The organism is Massilia sp. BKSP1R2A-1 (assembly GCF_050586525.1).
Classification (GTDB): domain Bacteria; phylum Pseudomonadota; class Gammaproteobacteria; order Burkholderiales; family Burkholderiaceae_D; genus Telluria.
Genome location: NZ_JBOBRE010000008.1, coordinates 226757 through 242780, shown reverse-complemented (window position 1 = coordinate 242780; position 16024 = coordinate 226757). Strand labels below are relative to the sequence as shown.

13 protein-coding genes are annotated in these 16024 nt (G+C 66.7%); all 13 read right to left on the bottom strand.

Features of this window, described 5'->3' with window-relative positions; translation table 11 throughout:
- Nucleotides 1-78 precede the first annotated feature (78 nt).
- Nucleotides 79-1317 carry a cystathionine gamma-synthase family protein gene (locus tag ACQ7JA_RS14575; RefSeq protein ID WP_430898892.1) on the bottom strand — a complete coding sequence of 413 codons (1239 nt, stop codon included), beginning with the start codon at nt 1315-1317 and terminating at the stop codon, nt 79-81.
- Nucleotides 1314-2840, bottom strand: a complete 1527-nt coding sequence (gene purF, locus ACQ7JA_RS14570; protein ID WP_430898890.1) for an amidophosphoribosyltransferase — start codon at nt 2838-2840, stop codon at nt 1314-1316. The genes ACQ7JA_RS14575 and purF overlap by 4 nt, the downstream gene beginning before the upstream one ends.
- 56 nt (nt 2841-2896) lie before the next feature.
- The gene (locus tag ACQ7JA_RS14565) at nt 2897-3385 is read right to left on the bottom strand and encodes a CvpA family protein (protein WP_258825942.1); all 489 of its coding nucleotides are present in this window, start codon (nt 3383-3385) and stop codon (nt 2897-2899) included.
- A gap of 28 nt (nt 3386-3413) precedes the next feature.
- Nucleotides 3414-4313, bottom strand: a complete 900-nt coding sequence (locus tag ACQ7JA_RS14560; RefSeq protein ID WP_430898888.1) for an SPOR domain-containing protein — start codon at nt 4311-4313, stop codon at nt 3414-3416.
- Between the two features lie 12 nt (nt 4314-4325).
- The gene (gene folC / locus ACQ7JA_RS14555; RefSeq protein ID WP_430898886.1) at nt 4326-5624 is read right to left on the bottom strand and encodes a bifunctional tetrahydrofolate synthase/dihydrofolate synthase; all 1299 of its coding nucleotides are present in this window, start codon (nt 5622-5624) and stop codon (nt 4326-4328) included.
- A gap of 71 nt (nt 5625-5695) precedes the next feature.
- Nucleotides 5696-6568 carry an acetyl-CoA carboxylase, carboxyltransferase subunit beta gene (gene accD, locus ACQ7JA_RS14550; protein WP_430898884.1) on the bottom strand — a complete coding sequence of 291 codons (873 nt, stop codon included), beginning with the start codon at nt 6566-6568 and terminating at the stop codon, nt 5696-5698.
- A 261-nt stretch (nt 6569-6829) separates the two neighbouring features.
- The gene (gene trpA / locus ACQ7JA_RS14545; protein WP_430898882.1) at nt 6830-7627 is read right to left on the bottom strand and encodes a tryptophan synthase subunit alpha; all 798 of its coding nucleotides are present in this window, start codon (nt 7625-7627) and stop codon (nt 6830-6832) included.
- A 46-nt stretch (nt 7628-7673) separates the two neighbouring features.
- Nucleotides 7674-8915, bottom strand: coding sequence for a tryptophan synthase subunit beta (gene trpB / locus ACQ7JA_RS14540; protein WP_430898880.1), 1242 nt, complete (start codon nt 8913-8915; stop codon nt 7674-7676).
- Entirely contained in the window at nt 8869-9591 is a 723-nt protein-coding gene (locus tag ACQ7JA_RS14535; RefSeq protein ID WP_430898878.1) for a phosphoribosylanthranilate isomerase, read from the bottom strand. Before ACQ7JA_RS14535 ends, trpB begins: the two co-directional genes overlap by 47 nt.
- Before the next feature lie 18 nt (nt 9592-9609).
- Entirely contained in the window at nt 9610-10410 is an 801-nt protein-coding gene (gene truA / locus ACQ7JA_RS14530; protein ID WP_430898876.1) for a tRNA pseudouridine(38-40) synthase TruA, read from the bottom strand.
- A complete protein-coding gene (locus tag ACQ7JA_RS14525; RefSeq protein ID WP_430898874.1) occupies nt 10407-13487 on the bottom strand; it encodes a FimV/HubP family polar landmark protein in 3081 nt (1026 codons plus the stop codon). The genes truA and ACQ7JA_RS14525 overlap by 4 nt, the downstream gene beginning before the upstream one ends.
- Before the next feature lie 293 nt (nt 13488-13780).
- A complete protein-coding gene (gene asd, locus ACQ7JA_RS14520; RefSeq protein ID WP_430898872.1) occupies nt 13781-14908 on the bottom strand; it encodes an aspartate-semialdehyde dehydrogenase in 1128 nt (375 codons plus the stop codon).
- A 43-nt stretch (nt 14909-14951) separates the two neighbouring features.
- Complete coding sequence (gene leuB, locus ACQ7JA_RS14515) at nt 14952-16022, bottom strand: 3-isopropylmalate dehydrogenase (RefSeq protein WP_430898870.1); 1071 nt, start codon at nt 16020-16022, stop codon at nt 14952-14954.
- Nucleotides 16023-16024 lie beyond the last annotated feature (2 nt).

The window sequence follows — 16024 nt, the reverse complement described above, 5'->3', positions numbered from 1 at the left end:
TCATTAGGAGTTCATCCTAGAACGGAGTCATGCCGCACTCAAGCTCCAAAGGGGGAATGAGGGCGATCCAGCGCGATTTCATGCAGATAGGGCAGCGCGGAAGTCCTCGAGCAGGTCCTCGGTGTCTTCGATGCCCACCGAGACCCGGATCAGGGACTCGGCGATGCCCATGCTGGCGCGGCGCTCGGCGCCCATCTCGAAGAAGATGGTATGCGCCACCGGAATCACCAGGGTACGGGTGTCGCCGAGGTTGCTGGCCGGGATGGCAAGCTTGAGGCGGTTCAGGTAGTCGAAGGGATCGATGCTCTCCTTCAGCTCGAAACTGAGGAGCGAGCCGCCCGCACGGAAGAGTTCGCGCGTGATGCCGTGCTGCGGATGCGAAGCCAGGCCCGGATAATGGACCGCCGCGACACGTTCATCCGACTCCAGCATCTGCGCCAGCGCCAGCGCATTGGCGCTGGTGCGCTCCATGCGCAGGGCCAGGGTCTCGGCGCCGACCGCGATGTGGTGGGCCGCTTCCGGTCCCAGGGCCGCGCCGAAGTCGCGCAGGGCCTTGGCGCGCAGCTGGGCCAGGCCCTGGTTGGCGGCCGGCTGCTTGCGGAAGTTCTGCGCGATGTTCGGATACAGGCTCCAGTCGAACAGGCCAGTGTCGGTCAGGGCGCCGCCCAGCGCATTGCCGTGGCCGCCGATCGATTTGGTCAGCGAGTTCACCACCAGGCCCGCGCCCACGCTCTTCGGGCGGAAGAGATAAGGCGTGGTCATGGTGTTGTCGACCACGTAGAGAATGCCGCGCTCGCGGCACAGCTGGCCGATGCGCGCCAGGTCGGCGACCTGGGTGCGCGGGTTGGCGATGGTCTCCACGAAGACCATGCGCGTCTCCGGCTTGAGCGCCGCTTCCACCTGGGCCACATCTGTCGCGTCGACGAAGTCCACCGCCACGCCCTGCCCCGCCACCGTCTGCCACAGGCTGTTGGTGTTCCCGAACAGGAAGGAGGACGAGACGATGTGGTCGCCGCTCTTGAGCAGCGCCTGGAACAGGGCGCCGATCGCGCCCATGCCGGTGGCAAAGCACAGGGTGCCGACACCGTCTTCCATCTTCGTGATCTTGTCCTCCAGTGCGCCGACCGTCGGGTTACCCTGGCGGCCGTAGCGGAACCCGGGCTCCTTGCCCTGGAAGACCGCGGCCAGCTGGCGCGCATCGCCATAGCCGAAGGCCACCGAGGTGTGCACCGGCTTGTGCAGCGAGCCCTGCTCGATGCTCTTCCTGCGGTCGTTGTGCAGGATGGTGGTGGTGAAGCCGTACTCCCGGTCGCTCATGGCGCTTCGACCGCCGGGGTATTCAGGTTCAGCTGGGTGCGCACCGGGTCCTCGACCTGGTTCTTCTTCGGATTGTGGCGCGCGGTCTCCTGGCGGTCCAGGTATTCCGGGGTGACGTCGCCGGTCACGTAGACGCCGTCGAAGCAGGAAGCCTCGAAGTTCTTGAGCGCCGGGTTGACGTCCGAGATGGCGCGCTTGAGAGCGTCGACGTCCTGGTAGACCAGGCGGTCGGCGGTGATCTCCTTGCACACCTCTTCCACGGTGCGGCCGTGGGCGATCAGCTCGTCGCGGGTCGGCATGTCGATGCCGTACACGTTCGGGTAGAGCACCGGCGGCGCGGCCGAGGCGAAGAAGACCTTGCGGGCGCCGGCGTCGCGCGCCATCTGCACGATCTCGCGACTGGTGGTGCCGCGCACGATGGAATCGTCGACCAGCAACACGTTCTTGTCCTTGAACTCGGCGGCGATCGCATTGAGCTTCTGGCGCACCGACTTCTTGCGCATGCCCTGGCCCGGCATGATGAAGGTGCGGCCGATGTAGCGGTTCTTGATGAAGCCTTCGCGGTACTCGACGCCCAGCTTCAGGGCCAGCTGGATCGCGGCCGGACGCGAGGAATCGGGGATCGGCATGACCACGTCGATCTCGCCTTCCGGGATCTCCTTGCGGATCTTGTCGGCCAGGTATTCGCCCATGCGCAGGCGCGTCGCGTAAACCGAGGCGCCGTCGATGACCGAATCGGGACGGGCGAGGTAGACGAACTCGAAGGCGCAGGGATTCAGCGAGGGGTTCTCGGCGCACTGGCGCTCGTGCAGCTTGCTGTCGTTGTCGATGAAGATGGCTTCGCCCGGCGCGATGTCGCGCACGAAGCGGAAGCCCAGGCCTTCCAGGGCCACCGATTCGCTGGCCACCAGGTACTCGACGCCGTGTTCGCCCTCGTTCACGCCCAGGCACAGCGGACGGATGCCGAAGGGGTCGCGGAAGGCCAGCATGCCGTGGCCGGCGATCTGTGCCACCACGGCATAGGCGCCGCGTACGCGGCGGTGCACCGCGCTGACGGCCTTGAACACCGCGTCGGTGCTCAGGTTGTAGCCGTCGGCCGCTTCCTGGATCTCGTGGGCCAGCACGTTCAGCAGCACTTCCGAATCGGAGTCGGTGTTGATGTGGCGGCGGTCGTTACGGAACAGCTCCTCCTTGAGCGCGGCCTGGTTGGTCAGGTTGCCGTTGTGCGCCAGCGTGATGCCGAACGGCGCATTCACGTAGAACGGCTGCGCTTCCTCTTCGCTCGAGGAACCCGCGGTCGGATAGCGGCAGTGGCCGATACCGGTATTACCCTGGAGCGAACGCATGTTCCGGGTGCGGAACACGTCGCGCACCAGGCCGTTGGCCTTGTACATCGAGAACATGCTGCTGTGATTGGTCGCGATGCCCGCCGCGTCCTGGCCGCGGTGCTGCAGCAGCAGCAACGCATCGTAGAGAAGCTGGTTGACGGGATTGTTCGAGACGACGCCGACGATGCCACACATGGTGTGCTCCTAAAGCTGGACTGCTGATTGCAAAAATGAAACTTGTATCTCGTTGCCTAATATCGGACGTGCTGCGCGAGCGCAGCGGGAAGGAAAGGCTTGACCGTCCGCGCGCCCGTTTCCGCCATCGGCGACAGCAGCGCGTTCCTCCAGAAATCCTGCTGCGGGATGGACGTCATCCCGCACAATATGACGGCGGCCAGCACGATTACAATGCCGCGCGCCAGGCCGAACAATCCTCCCAGGCCGCGATCGGCAAGCGTGAGGCCGGTGGCGGTGATCACGGCGCCGATCGCCAGCGACAGCAGGCCCATGAGGATGCGCACGCCGAGGAAGAGCACGACGAAGGCCATGATCAGGCGCGCCGTCTCGCCCGGCAGCAGCTCGGGCAGCATCGGGGCCAGCTTCGCGCCGTAGGCATTGGCCACCACGAAGGCCACGATCCAGCCCAGCAGCGAAAGGATTTCCTTGACCAGGCCGCGCAGGGTGGAGATGACGACCGACGAAATCAGGACGAACAGCACCAGATAGTCGAAGATCGTCACGCCACCACACCCTGCATCACACTGCCCTTCAGAGCGGGACCATGGTGCCCGACAGGCCCATGGCGATCAGCTTCGAGCGGATTTTTTCGCCCTCTTCCTTCGTGTACGGACCGACGCGCACGCGGATCAGCTCACCGTTCTTCTCGGTGAAGGAGGAGACGCCGGCGGCGCGCAGGCGGCCCTGCAGCTCGTTGACCTTTTCCTGGGTCGCCAGCGCGGCCACCTGCACCACGTACTTCTGCGACGGGCCCGCGGCCTTCACGGCCGGCTTGCCTTCGAGGATGGCCATGGCGCGGGCCGCCTCATCCTTTGCCACCGGCGGCTTCGCTTCCACGGGTTTGGCGGCCGGCTTCTCGACCTTCTTCGCGTCGAGCTCGGCGACTTTCGGGTGGGTCTCCTCAGGCTTGCGCTTCGGCTCGGGCTTCACCGGCTCCGGCTTCACGGGCTCCGGCCTGGTGGCGGGCACTTCGGCACGCGGCGTCTCGAGCGTGCGCAGCGGCGGCGGGGGTGGCGGCTCGCTCGGCGCCGCTTCAGCCTGGGCGGGCGCGGCGTCCTGCGGCTCGACGATTTCCTCGCCGCTGTCCACGGTGCTGGCGGCCGGCACCGGCAGCGGCGCCGCCTTGTCCTTGGCCGGGATATTGATGGCGATGTCGGTGCCGAGCGGCTTGGGCTCGGAATCGAGCAGCATCGGCAGGCCGACGGCCGCCGCCAGTGCCAGCGCGATCGCGCCGACCAGGCGGCGGCGCGCGCGCTTCTTCTCGGGCAGGATGGGGTCGGCGCCGCGCTTGCCGCGCGCCCCTTCGCCCGCGTGCGACGCGCGCTTGGCGCGGGCCTGCTGGCCGTAGGCGGCATCGTCGTCCTTGACGAAATGACCGCTGTCCCGGACAGTGTCTTGCTTGTTTTTGCTACCGAACGAGAACAAGCCCATGCGTTTCTTGTATCAGTGAAGAGAGTTTTTGCGGGCCGCCATCACGCCGGCGACCGTATAGAACGAGCCAAAGACCACAATTCTATCATTCTCCCCTGCGCGGCTCACGGCATTCGCATAGGCATCAAGCGGATTGGAGAAGGCGGCGACCGAAAAATCGTCCGCCTTCGCGCCCGCGGGCTTGAGCAGTGCGAGCTTTTCCGCCAGCTTGGCCGGGTCGGCCGAGCGTGGCGAGGGCAGCGCGGTAACGCACCAGTGGTCGATGTACTGGGCCATCGGGGCGATCACGGCGTCGATGTCCTTGTCTTCCATGATGCCGAACACCGCATAGGTGTAGCGGTGGAAGCCCATATTGCCGAGGTTCTGGGCCAGCGTCGCGCTGGCGTGCGGGTTGTGCGCCACGTCCAGCACCTGGGTCGGGCGGCCCGGCAGCACCTGGAAGCGGCCCGGCAGCTCGACCATGGCCAGGCCGGCGCGCACTTCCTGGGCGCCGCAGGGCAGCTGCATGCGCAGCACTTCGAGGGCGGCCAGGGCGGCCGAGGCGTTGAGCAGCTGGTTGGCGCCGCGCAGGGCCGGATAGGCCAGCGAGTTGCGGCGCTGGCCGCGGCCGCCGTAGCTCCACTGCTGCTGGTCGCCCTGGTAATTGAAGTCGCGGCCCAGCAGCCACAGGTCGGCGCCGATGTCTTCCGCGTGCTGGATGAGCGTTGCCGGGGGCACCGGGTCGCTGCAGATGGCCGCTTTGCCGGGGCGGAAGATGCCGGCTTTCTCGAAGCCGATCTTCTCGCGGGTGTCGCCGAGGTAGTCGGTGTGGTCGATGTCGATGCTGGTCACGATGGAGACGTCGGCGTCGATCACGTTGACGGCGTCCAGGCGTCCGCCCAGGCCGACTTCGAGGATGGCCACGTCCACGCCGGCTTTCGAGATCAGGTGCATGATCGCCAGCGTGGTGAATTCGAAATAGGTCAGCGAAATATCGCCGCGCACGCTTTCGACCGCATCGAAGGCTTCCACCAGCGCCTCGTTCGAGGCCATCTCGCCATTGATGCGGGCGCGCTCGTTGAAGTCGAGGAAGTGCGGCTTGATGTAGAGACCCACGCGGTAGCCGGACTGCAGCAGCATGGCTTCCAGCATGGCGCAGGTCGAACCCTTGCCGTTGGTGCCCGCCACCATGATCACGGGGCAGTCGAAGGCGAGTTGCATGCGCTCCTTGACGGCGCGCACGCGGTCCAGGCCCATGTCGATATGGGTTTCGGCATGGCGCGACTCGAGCAGCGCCAGCCAGTCGGGCAAGGTGGTCGGAAGTTGGGACATAGATGGGAGCACTTCAGTGGTGCGCGCGGGGCGCCGGTGCGGACGCGTGGCGCCCGCACCGTTGGAATGGATCAGGCCAGGACGTCGGCGGCCTGGTTCTGCAGCAGGGCCAGCAGGCGCGCGATCTCTTCGCGCATCTTGCGGCGGTCGACGATCATGTCGACGGCGCCCTTCTGGACCAGGAACTCGGCGCGCTGGAAGCCTTCCGGCAGCTTTTCGCGCACGGTGTTCTCGATGACGCGCGGGCCGGCGAAGCCGATCAGGGCCTTCGGCTCGGCGATGACGACATCGCCCATGAAGGCGAACGAGGCCGAGACGCCTCCCATGGTCGGGTCGGTCAGCACGCTGATGAACGGCAGCTTTTTCTCGGACAGCTTGGTCAGCATGGCGGTGGTCTTGGCCATCTGCATCAGCGACAGCAGGCCTTCCTGCATGCGGGCGCCGCCGGTGGCGGTGATGCAGATGAAGGGCACCTTCTGCTCCAGCGCGACCTGCGCGCCGCGAGCGAAACGCTCGCCGACCACGGAACCCATCGAGCCGCCCATGAATTCGAATTCGAAGCAGGCGACCACGACCGGCAGGCTCATGATCGAGCCGCCCTGCACGATCAGGGCATCGGTCTCGCCGGTGGCGTCCATGGCCTGCTTGAGGCGGTCCGGGTATTTCTTGGAATCCTTGAACTTCAGGGTGTCGACCGGCAGGGTTTCCTGGCCGATGTCGTAGCGGCCGCCTTCATCGAGCAGCGCGTCGAGGCGCTCGCGGGCGCGGATGCGCATGTGGTGGTCGCACTTCGGGCAGACGTGCAGGTTCGATTCCAGGTCGGCGCGGTAGAGCACCGCTTCGCACGACGGGCACTTGACCCACAGGCCTTCCGGCATGGTTTTGCGATTGGCGGCATCGGAGCGCTGGATCCTTGGGGGCAGCAGTTTTTCTAGCCAACTCATCTGTTCTCCTTTGCGGCAAGTCTTCGAGGTGGCGGTAGTGTAGCCGCAAGCGCCCCGCTTGTCGAATGATGCCGGCCAGACAATTGGCATTCAGACATCAACCGCCAGATCATTTCCTTGATGCCGAGAACCACTACAGCCGGTGTCAGGTCTGACAAGCGGACACGGGCTCGACCGTTATCGCATGCAACGGTTGAGCTCGTGTCTGAATGTCAGACCTGACACCGAGGTTGACGTATGACAAGGGCGAGCTAAGGGTGCTCACGCGTCCAGTGCGCTGCGGATGCCGGCCGTAAAGGTGCGCACCGCGGCCACCGCCTGCTCTTTCGGCACCGATTCCAGCTCCTGGATGATGCGGCTGCCGATCACGACCGCATCGGCCACCTCGGCCACCGCGCGTGCGGTGGCGCCGTCGCGGATGCCAAAACCCACGCCGATCGGCAGCTTCACGTGCTCGCGGATGGCGTTTACGCGGCGCGCCACGTCCGCGGTGTCGATGCTGCCGGCGCCGGTCACGCCTTTCAGGGAGACGTAGTAGCTGAAACCGCTGCCGTACTGGGCCACTTGCTGCACGCGTTTCGTCGTCGACGTTGGCGCGAGCAGGAAGATCAGGTCGAGGTCGCTGGCACGCATGGCCTCGGCGAAGGCCGCGCACTCTTCCGGCGGGTAGTCGACCACGATGGCGCCGTCGGCGCCGGCTTCCTTCGCGCAGCGAATGAAGTTGTCGGGGCCGATGCGCTCGATCGGGTTGGCGTAGCCCATCAGGACCACGGGCGTCGTCGTGTTCGTCTTGCGGAATTCACGCACGAAATCGAAGACGTCCTTCAGGCCGATATTGAATTTCAGCGCGCGTTCGCAGGCGCGCTGGATGACCGGGCCCTCGGCCATGGGGTCGGAAAACGGAACGCCCAGTTCGAGGACGTCGGCGCCGCCTTCCACCAGGGCGTGCATGAGGGGCACGGTCAGTTCGGGGCCGGGGTCGCCGGCGGTAATGAAGGTGACCAGGCCGGTTTTATTCTCCGCCTTGAGGGCGGCAAAGGTCGATGCAATTCGGGACATGCTGTTCTTTCTTATCGAAGGTTGACGGAGGCGCAAGCAAAGGAGGTCAGCTGAAATCCAGCCCCATCCTCTGCGCCACCGTGTGCATGTCCTTGTCGCCCCGGCCCGACAGGTTGACCAGGATGAGCTGGTCCTTGGGCAGGGTCGGCGCCAGCTTCACCGCGTAGGCGATCGCGTGCGAGGACTCGAGCGCCGGGATGATGCCTTCGATGCGGCAGCAGTCGTGGAAGGCCTGCAGCGCTTCCTCGTCCGTGATCGTCACGTACTGCGCGCGCTGAATGTCCTTCAGCCAGGCGTGTTCCGGACCCACGCCGGGATAATCGAGGCCGGCCGACACCGAATGGGTCTCGATGATCTGGCCGTTCTCGTCCTGCAGCAGGTAGGTACGGTTCCCGTGCAGCACACCGGGGATGCCGGCGTTGAGCGACGCCGCATGCTTGCCGCTCTCGATGCCCTCGCCCGCCGGCTCGACGCCGACCAGCTTCACGCCCGGCTCGTCGATATACGGGTAGAAGATGCCCATGGCATTCGAGCCGCCGCCCACGCAGGCGACCACGTAGTCGGGCTGGCGACCGGTCATGGCCGGCATCTGCACCCGGCATTCCTCGCCGATCACCGACTGGAAGTCGCGCACCATCATCGGATACGGGTGCGGGCCGGCCACCGTGCCGATGATGTAGAAGGTGTTTTCGATATTGGTGACCCAGTCGCGCATCGCTTCGTTGAGCGCATCCTTCAGGGTCTTGGAGCCCGATTCCACCGGCACCACGGTCGCGCCCAGCAGCTTCATGCGGTAGACGTTCTGGGACTGGCGCTTGACGTCTTCGCTGCCCATGTAAACCACGCACTCCATGCCGAAGCGGGCGCAGATGGTGGCGGTGGCCACGCCGTGCTGGCCGGCGCCGGTCTCGGCGATGATGCGCTTCTTGCCCATGCGGCGCGCCAGCAGGGCCTGGCCGATCACGTTGTTGATCTTGTGTGCGCCGGTATGGTTGAGGTCTTCGCGCTTGAAGAAGATCTGGGCGCCGCCGGCCTGCTCGGACCAGCGGGCCGCGTGGTAGACGGGCGAGGGACGGCCGACGAAGTGGGCCAGCTCGTAGCGGAATTCTTCGAGGAATTCAGGATCGGTCGAAAAGCGCGCGTAGGCGTCGTTCAGCTCGGCGAGCGCGTGCGACAGGGTTTCGGCGACAAAGCTGCCGCCGTAGGGGCCGAAGTGCCCGGTCTGGTCGGGCAGCTGGTAGTCAGGAGTCTGGAACAGCGGGCTGTTGCCGCTCGGACGGTCTTTCATGATGGTTCTCACTCGAAATGATGGCGTCGGCGCCCCGCACTGCCGCGATGAAGTCGGCAATCCTGCGGGCGTCCTTGATGCCCTTCTGCGCTTCGACGCCACTGCTGACGTCGACCGCGAAGGGACGAACACGTACCACCGCGTCAGTCGCGTTTTGTACGTTCAAGCCACCACTCAAAACGACCCGAGGCGCGAGCTCTTTTGGGACGAGAGACCAATCGAAAACCTTTCCTGCGCCGCCGTAGGCATCGACCCAGGTATCCAGCAGGAGGCCGGAGAACCAGGGGCTGGCGGCGCGGTATGTGCGCTCATATTCTAGCAGTTCATCCGGGCTTGTGTCCGGCCTGACGCGGAAGGCGCGGACAAAAGGACGGGACACGGCCGCAGCCAGTTCCGCGCATTGCCCGGCCGTTTCATCGCCATGGAACTGGATCAGGGCCAGCGGCGCCTTGTCGGCCACCGCCCTCACCTCCTCGACCGTCGCGTTCACGAACAGCGCCACCGCGCTCACATAGGGCGGCAGCACCGCGCACAGCTCGGCAACCTGTTCGGGCGTGACGTAGCGCGGGCTGTTCGGATAGAACACGAAGCCCAGCGCGTCGGCGCCGGCTTCCACGGCCGCGCGCAGGTCTTCCTGGCGCGTGATGCCGCAAATCTTGATACGGGTGCGTTGCATGATGCTCCTTTGGACTGCTTACAGCCAGGGCAGCGGCGACGCCGGCTCCTGCGGCAGTCCCCACTTCGGATCGTAATCGATCCTGGCCAGGTACAGGCCGTCCGGCATGAAGGTTGGCGCGGCGACGTCGCGCGAGCGGCTTTCCAGCACTTCCTTCATCCAGGCCGGCTCGTTGCGGCCCGTGCCCACATAGATGAGCGAACCGACGATATTGCGCACCATGTGATGGAGAAAAGCGCTGGCGCGCACCGTGAACACGATCACGTCGCCATGGCGCTGGATGCTCACCTCGTGCATCAGCTTGACCGGCGTATTCGCCTGGCAGCCGGAAGCCCGGAAGGCCGAGAAATCGTGCTCGCCGATCAGGTACTGGCCGGCCTCGCGCATGCGCTCGACATCCAGGGGACGGAAGGTCCACCCTGCCCGCCCGGCCAGCAGGCTCGATGGATTCGGGTGGTTGTAGAGCACATAGTGGTAGGTGCGCGAGCGCGCCGAGAAGCGCGCGTGGAACTCGTTGCCCTCCGCATCGGGCTGGACCTCATGCGCCCAGCGCACCACGATCGAGTCGGGCAGGAAGGCGTTCACGCCGCGCACCCAGCTCTGCATGGCGCGGTCCAGCTCCGTGTCGAAGTGGACCACCTGCTCGATGCCGTGCACCCCCGCGTCGGTGCGGCCGGCGCAGGTGGTGCTTAAGAACGTGCAGGCGAACTTCTCGAGCGCGATCTCGAGCTGGTCCTGGACGGTGTTGCGCGCCGGCTGCTTCTGGTAGCCGTTCCAGGCGGTGCCGACGTACTGGACACCAAGTGCAATGCGCCTCACGCCAGCAGGGAGCGCATGGCGCTGGCCTTGCTCACCTGCTCGCTGCTGCCACCCTTGATGACTTCGTCGAGCAGTTCGCGTGCGCCCTCCTTGTCACCGATTTCCTGGTAGGCGATCGCGAGATCGAGCTTGGTTTCCATCTCCATGTGCTCGGGCGACATGGCGGCTGGCTCGAGGGCCTCGCCGACTTCCGGCAGGGCTGGCGCAGCCGGGGCCTCGGCGCGCTCGAAGTCCGGCAGCTCGAGGTCGATGTCGGCCATGTCGAAGCTCGGCTCGACCGGCACGCCCGGGCTCGGGCTTGCCACGTCGGCCGGCGCCGCGGCCGGGGTGTCAGGCAGCGCAAAGGGATCGATCGCGTCCGGCTCGGCCAGGTCGAAGGAGAATTCCTCCTTCGGCTCGGCGGCCGCAGCCGGCGGCGCGTCGAATTCGAAGGGCTCCACGGCCGGCTGGGCAAGCGCGGCGGGCGCCGGCTCGGCCGGGCTGCCGAAGTCCATGGTGTCGAGGTCGAACAGCGGGTCTTCGACGCTGCCCGGGGCCGCCGGGGCGCCGAGGATGGCAGGGACTTCGCCGTGGAAAGGCGTCGCCTCGGCCACGGCGGCCGGCTGGGCCGGGGTCGGCGGCAGGCCGAAGTCCATGGAGTCGAGGTCGAACAGCGGATCCTTGTCGAGTGCTTCCGCGTCGTTCGATGCCGGCTCTTCGGCGACTGCCGGCAGCGGCGGCAGGTCGAACTCGGCGGCCAGGCCGGCCATGTCGACCGGGGCGGCAGCGGCCGGCGCCTCGGTGCGCAGGGCGTCCTGCGACGCCGTCTGCGGATCGCCGAAGCTCATGTCGAAGGCCAGGTCGAAGGGTTCTTCCTCGGCCGGGGCCGGGGCCGCGGTCACATCGGGCGGGGTGACCGGATCGAGGGCGAATTCCAGGTCCGGCACGGCGGTGTCGTCCTGCGAGGCAGCATCCGGGCCGTTCATCGCGATCGGCTCGTTGTTCGTCACCGGCTCGAAGGTCAGGCCGCCGAGGTCGAAGTCAAGCGAATTGTCCTCGCCGCGGGCAGCCACCGGCTCGCTCTCGAAGCCCGGCACGGCGGTTGCGTCGGCGTCTTCCGGCTTGTCCTCGTCGTCCATCGCGGCGTAGGCGGCGCCTGCGGCCGCACCCGCGCCGAGGACGGCTGCCGGGGCAGCGCCGCCGCGGAAGGCGTCTTCCAGCTGCGCCGACAGCAGCGACTGCTGGTCGCGTTCCTGCGGGCTCTGGGCCTGCGCGACCGGCGCGACGCCGGTGGCGCTGGCGTACAGCGGATTGGTGGGGTCGATGCTCTGGCCGAGCGCGGCGGCCTGGGCCCACTCGTCGCCCTGGCCACGCGTCAGGCCGTACAGCTCGCCGGCCTGGGTTTCGAAGGCGCGCAGGTCCTTGCGTGCGGCGTAGATCTCGAGGAGCTTGAGGCGCACCGGATGACGTTCCGGATGGGTGCGCAGGGCTTCCTTGAGGATTTCCTCGGCCTGGGCGTCGCGGCCGTAGGCGATGTAGACGTCGGCTTCGGCAACCGGATCGACCTCGTTGGTATCGAGCTGGGAAGCCGAAGGGGCGAAGCTGGAATTGAACACGCTGTTGCTGGTGTCGACGCTCTGGCCGCCCGCTTCCGCGAACAGCGAGTGCGCACCCTGGGTCGGCACGCCCAGCACCGAGGGCTCGGCATCCAGCTCACGGGCCTGCTGCGCCTTCTTGCGGCGCTGCGAGATGCCGAAGGCGGCCAGCAGCAGCACCAGGGCGCCACCGGCGACGATGTTGATGTTGTCCATCAGGGTGTCGGCCAGGCCCTTCTCTTCCGGCGCGACGGGCTTGGGCGGGGTGCTCGGCTTGGCGGCCGGCTTCGCTGCCGGCGCTGCCGGGGTGGCGGCCTTGTCGACGCCGGCGACGGCGCCGGCAGCCGCGGCATTCTCGGCCTCGCTGCCGGCGCGGCTCTTCACTGTCATCAGCTTCTCGAGGTCGTTGACGTTGCGCTCGAGTTCCTTGACGCGGGCCTGGGCCTGGTCGAGTTCCTTCTGGCGCGCGATCGCCTCTTCCGCGCTGGCGGTGGCCGGGGCCGCGCCGTTGGCGCCGGTGGTCGGCTGGGTGGCTTTCGACAGCTGCAGCTTGTCCTGCGATTCATTGGCGGCGGTCGGGCGTTCCTCGACCTTGGCGGTGATCCTGCCGGCCGCGCTCTGGCCGGCCTGCGGAGTGCGCTGCGGCGCCGCGTTGGCGACCTGGCCGGCCAGCTTGTTGCGGTAGGCATTGAAGTCGGCCGCATGGGCGACGACCATGGCGCCTGCTTCGGCGCTGTCGGTGCCGCGCAGGGCGTCCGAATCGGGCACCTTGAGGATCTGGCCCGACTTCAGGCGGTTCATGTTCTGGCCGATGAAGGCGTCCGGATTGGCGCGGTAGAGCGCGACCAGCATCATGTCGAGCGAGATGTCGGCCGGCTTCAGGCGGGTGGCGATCTTGCCCAGGGTGTCGCCCTGGCGCACGCGGTAGCTGGTCGGGGTGTCGACGGCCGGACCTGCTGCGCGCGGGGCCGGGGCGGCTGCTTCGCGGCGCGGCTGTTCCTGCGGCGCTTGCGCCACCGGTGCGGCGGGCTGGGGAGCGGCGGCGCGCGGCTGGGCCGCCGGACGCGCGGTCTCGGCCGCCACCTGGGCCGGCTGGGTGGCGCGCAGCTCGGCCGGATCGAGCAGGAAGGTGTACTCGCGCACCAGGCGGCCGTTATTCCAGGACAGCTCGAGCAGCATGTCGACGAAGGGCTCGTTCAGCGGCTGGGTCGAGGTCACGCGGATGATCTGGCGGCCGGCACGCTGCTCGACGTTGAAGCGCAGCGACAGCAGGGCCGGGTTGAATTCGATGTTCGCCGCGCGGAAGGCTTCCGTCGAAGCCAGCTTCACGGCAAGGCTGGACGCATCCTCGCCCGCGGTCGTCGTCAGTTCGATCTCGGCACGCAGCGGCTGCCCGAGCGCCGACAGCACCGTCAGTTTGCCGAGGCCGGCAGCCGAGGCAGCGGACGACAGGAGCACGGCGCTGGCCACGGCCGCGGTGACTGTTTTCAGCGCGGTTGCCATGAGCGGAGGACGAAGAGGAAAAGGCATAGTCGGATGAGGAAGACAGTTAACCGGAAAGTTGGCCGGAGGAAAGACGATTTCCTGGGAGTCTCAACATATCATCATGCTCTGGAGCATGCAAGCTTCCCGCGCACACGGAGCGTGCCGCAGGGAGGGATGTGTGGCCAGAATGACCGATGCGGAGGGCGTTTGATAGCGTTTGATTACAAGCGCTTAGCAATTTTACAGCGGGTGTGGCAAGGCTGCCAATACGGTGTTCGCGGGTGGACGGCGGCGCCGTCCACCCGCGGGAATTACTTGTCCAGCACGATGCGCAGCATGCGGCGCAGCGGCTCGGCGGCGCCCCACAGCAGCTGGTCGCCGACGGTGAAGGCCGACAGGTAGTCGTTGCCCATGGCCAGCTTGCGCAGGCGGCCGACCGGGATGCCCAGGCCGCCGGTCACGGCGGCCGGCGACAGGTCGCGCATCGAGGCTTCGCGGGTGTTCGGCACCACCTTCACCCACTGGTTGTGCGAGGCGATGATGTCGGAGATCTCGTCGAGCGGCACATCGCGGGTGAGCTTGATGGTGAGCGCCTGCGAATGGCAGCGCATCGCGCCGATGCGCACGCACAGGCCGTCGACCGGAATCGCCTTGCTGCCAAAACCTTCGCCGCGGCCGAGGATCTTGTTGGTCTCGGCGCCGGCCTTCCACTCTTCCTTCGATTGGCCGTTGCCCAGGTCCTTGTCGATCCAGGGGATCAGGTTGCCGGCCAGCGGCACGCCGAACTGTTTCGTTTCTTCAGCGGACAGGCCATGCTGGGTCGCCAGCACGGTGCGGTCGATCTCGAGGATGGCCGAGGCCGGATCGTCCAGCAGCGGCTTGACCGCGCCGTTGATGGTGCCGAACTGGGTCAGCAGTTCGCGCATGTGCTGGGCGCCGCCGCCCGATGCGGCCTGGTAGGTCATCGAGGTCATCCACTCGACCAGGCCCTGCTCGAACAGGCCGCCCAGTCCGATCAGCATGCAGGACACCGTGCAGTTACCGCCGATGTAGTTCTTCACGCCGCGCGACATGGCGTTCTTGATCACGTCCTTGTTGACCGGATCCAGCACGATGACGGCGTCGTCGTTCATGCGCAGGGTCGAGGCCGCGTCGATCCAGTAGCCGTTCCAGCCGCTGGCGCGCAGTTTCGGGAACACTTCCGTGGTGTAGTCGCCGCCCTGGCAGGAGATGATGATCTCGCACTTCGAGAGTTCCGCGATGTCCGTCGCGCTCTTCAGGGTGGTTTCGTTCTTCGCCATCTTCGGCGCGGCGCCGCCCGGGTTCGAGGTAGTGAAGAACACCGGCTCGATGTGGTCGAAATCGCCCTCTTCCTGCATGCGCTGCATCAGGACCGAGCCCACCATACCGCGCCAGCCAACCAGGCCTACTAATTTCATTATCTTCCCTCAGGTATAAAAATATAAGTCTTGTGTTAACGCGTCAGGCCAGCGCTGCGACGACCGCGTCGCCCATTTCTTTTGTGCCGACCTTGGTGCTGCCCGGCTCGTGGATGTCCGGGGTGCGCAGTCCCTGCGCCAGCACGCGCTTGACCGCGTTCTCGATGCGGTCGGCCTGCTCCGTACGGCCGAAGGTAAAGCGCAGCATCATGGCGGCGGACAGGATGGTCGCCAGCGGATTGGCCACGCCCTGGCCGGCGATGTCCGGCGCCGAACCGTGCGAAGGCTCGTACAGGCCCTTGCTGTTGGCGTCGAGCGAGGCGGACGGCAGCATGCCGATCGACCCCGTCAGCATCGCGGCGGCATCCGACAGGATATCGCCGAACATATTACCAGTGACGAGGACATCGAACTTTTTCGGGGCCCGAACCAGCTGCATGGCCGCGTTATCGACGTACATGTGCTCGAGCTCGACGTCGGGGTATTCCCTGTGCACATCGGTGACGACGTCGCGCCAGAACTGGAAGGTTTCCAGCACATTGGCCTTGTCGACGCTGGTCACGCGGCGGTCGCGCTTGCGCGCGGCCTGGAAGGCCACGTGGGCGATGCGGCGGATCTCGCCTTCGGCATAGCGCATGGTGTCGAAGCCTTCGCGCTGGCCGGCGAAGGGCCCGTCCGGGCATTCGCGCACGCCGCGCGGCTTGCCGAAGTAGATGTCGCCGGTGAGTTCGCGGATGATCAGGATGTCGAGACCCGACACGACCTCGGGCTTGAGCGTGGACGCGCCCGCGAGTTCCGGATACAGGATGGCCGGACGCAGGTTGGCGAACAGGCCGAGCTCCTTGCGCAGGCCGAGGATGGCCTGCTCGGGACGCAGGGCGCGCTCGAGGCTGTCGTACTGGTAGTCGCCGACGGCGCCGAACAGCACGGCGTCGGCCGCCTTGGCCAGCTTCAGGGTGCCTTCCGGCAGCGGGTGGCCGTGGGCCGCATAGCCGGCGCCGCCGACTTGCGCGGTTTCGAGTTCGAACGATTCGCCCAGCGCGTTCAGGACCTTGACCGCCTCGTCGACGATCTCCGGGCCGATGCCGTCGCCCGGCAGGACTGCAATCTTCATGC

Coding starts and splice junctions, on each gene's coding strand:
- ACQ7JA_RS14575 (WP_430898892.1), bottom strand. CDS start 1,317: ATGAGCGACCGGGAGTACGGCTTCACCACCACCATCCTGCACAACGAC.
- purF (WP_430898890.1), bottom strand. CDS start 2,840: ATGTGTGGCATCGTCGGCGTCGTCTCGAACAATCCCGTCAACCAGCTT.
- ACQ7JA_RS14560 (WP_430898888.1), bottom strand. CDS start 4,313: ATGGGCTTGTTCTCGTTCGGTAGCAAAAACAAGCAAGACACTGTCCGG.
- folC (WP_430898886.1), bottom strand. CDS start 5,624: ATGTCCCAACTTCCGACCACCTTGCCCGACTGGCTGGCGCTGCTCGAG.
- accD (WP_430898884.1), bottom strand. CDS start 6,568: ATGAGTTGGCTAGAAAAACTGCTGCCCCCAAGGATCCAGCGCTCCGAT.
- trpA (WP_430898882.1), bottom strand. CDS start 7,627: ATGTCCCGAATTGCATCGACCTTTGCCGCCCTCAAGGCGGAGAATAAA.
- trpB (WP_430898880.1), bottom strand. CDS start 8,915: ATGAAAGACCGTCCGAGCGGCAACAGCCCGCTGTTCCAGACTCCTGAC.
- ACQ7JA_RS14535 (WP_430898878.1), bottom strand. CDS start 9,591: ATGCAACGCACCCGTATCAAGATTTGCGGCATCACGCGCCAGGAAGAC.
- ACQ7JA_RS14525 (WP_430898874.1), bottom strand. CDS start 13,487: ATGGCAACCGCGCTGAAAACAGTCACCGCGGCCGTGGCCAGCGCCGTG.
- asd (WP_430898872.1), bottom strand. CDS start 14,908: ATGAAATTAGTAGGCCTGGTTGGCTGGCGCGGTATGGTGGGCTCGGTC.
- leuB (WP_430898870.1), bottom strand. CDS start 16,022: ATGAAGATTGCAGTCCTGCCGGGCGACGGCATCGGCCCGGAGATCGTC.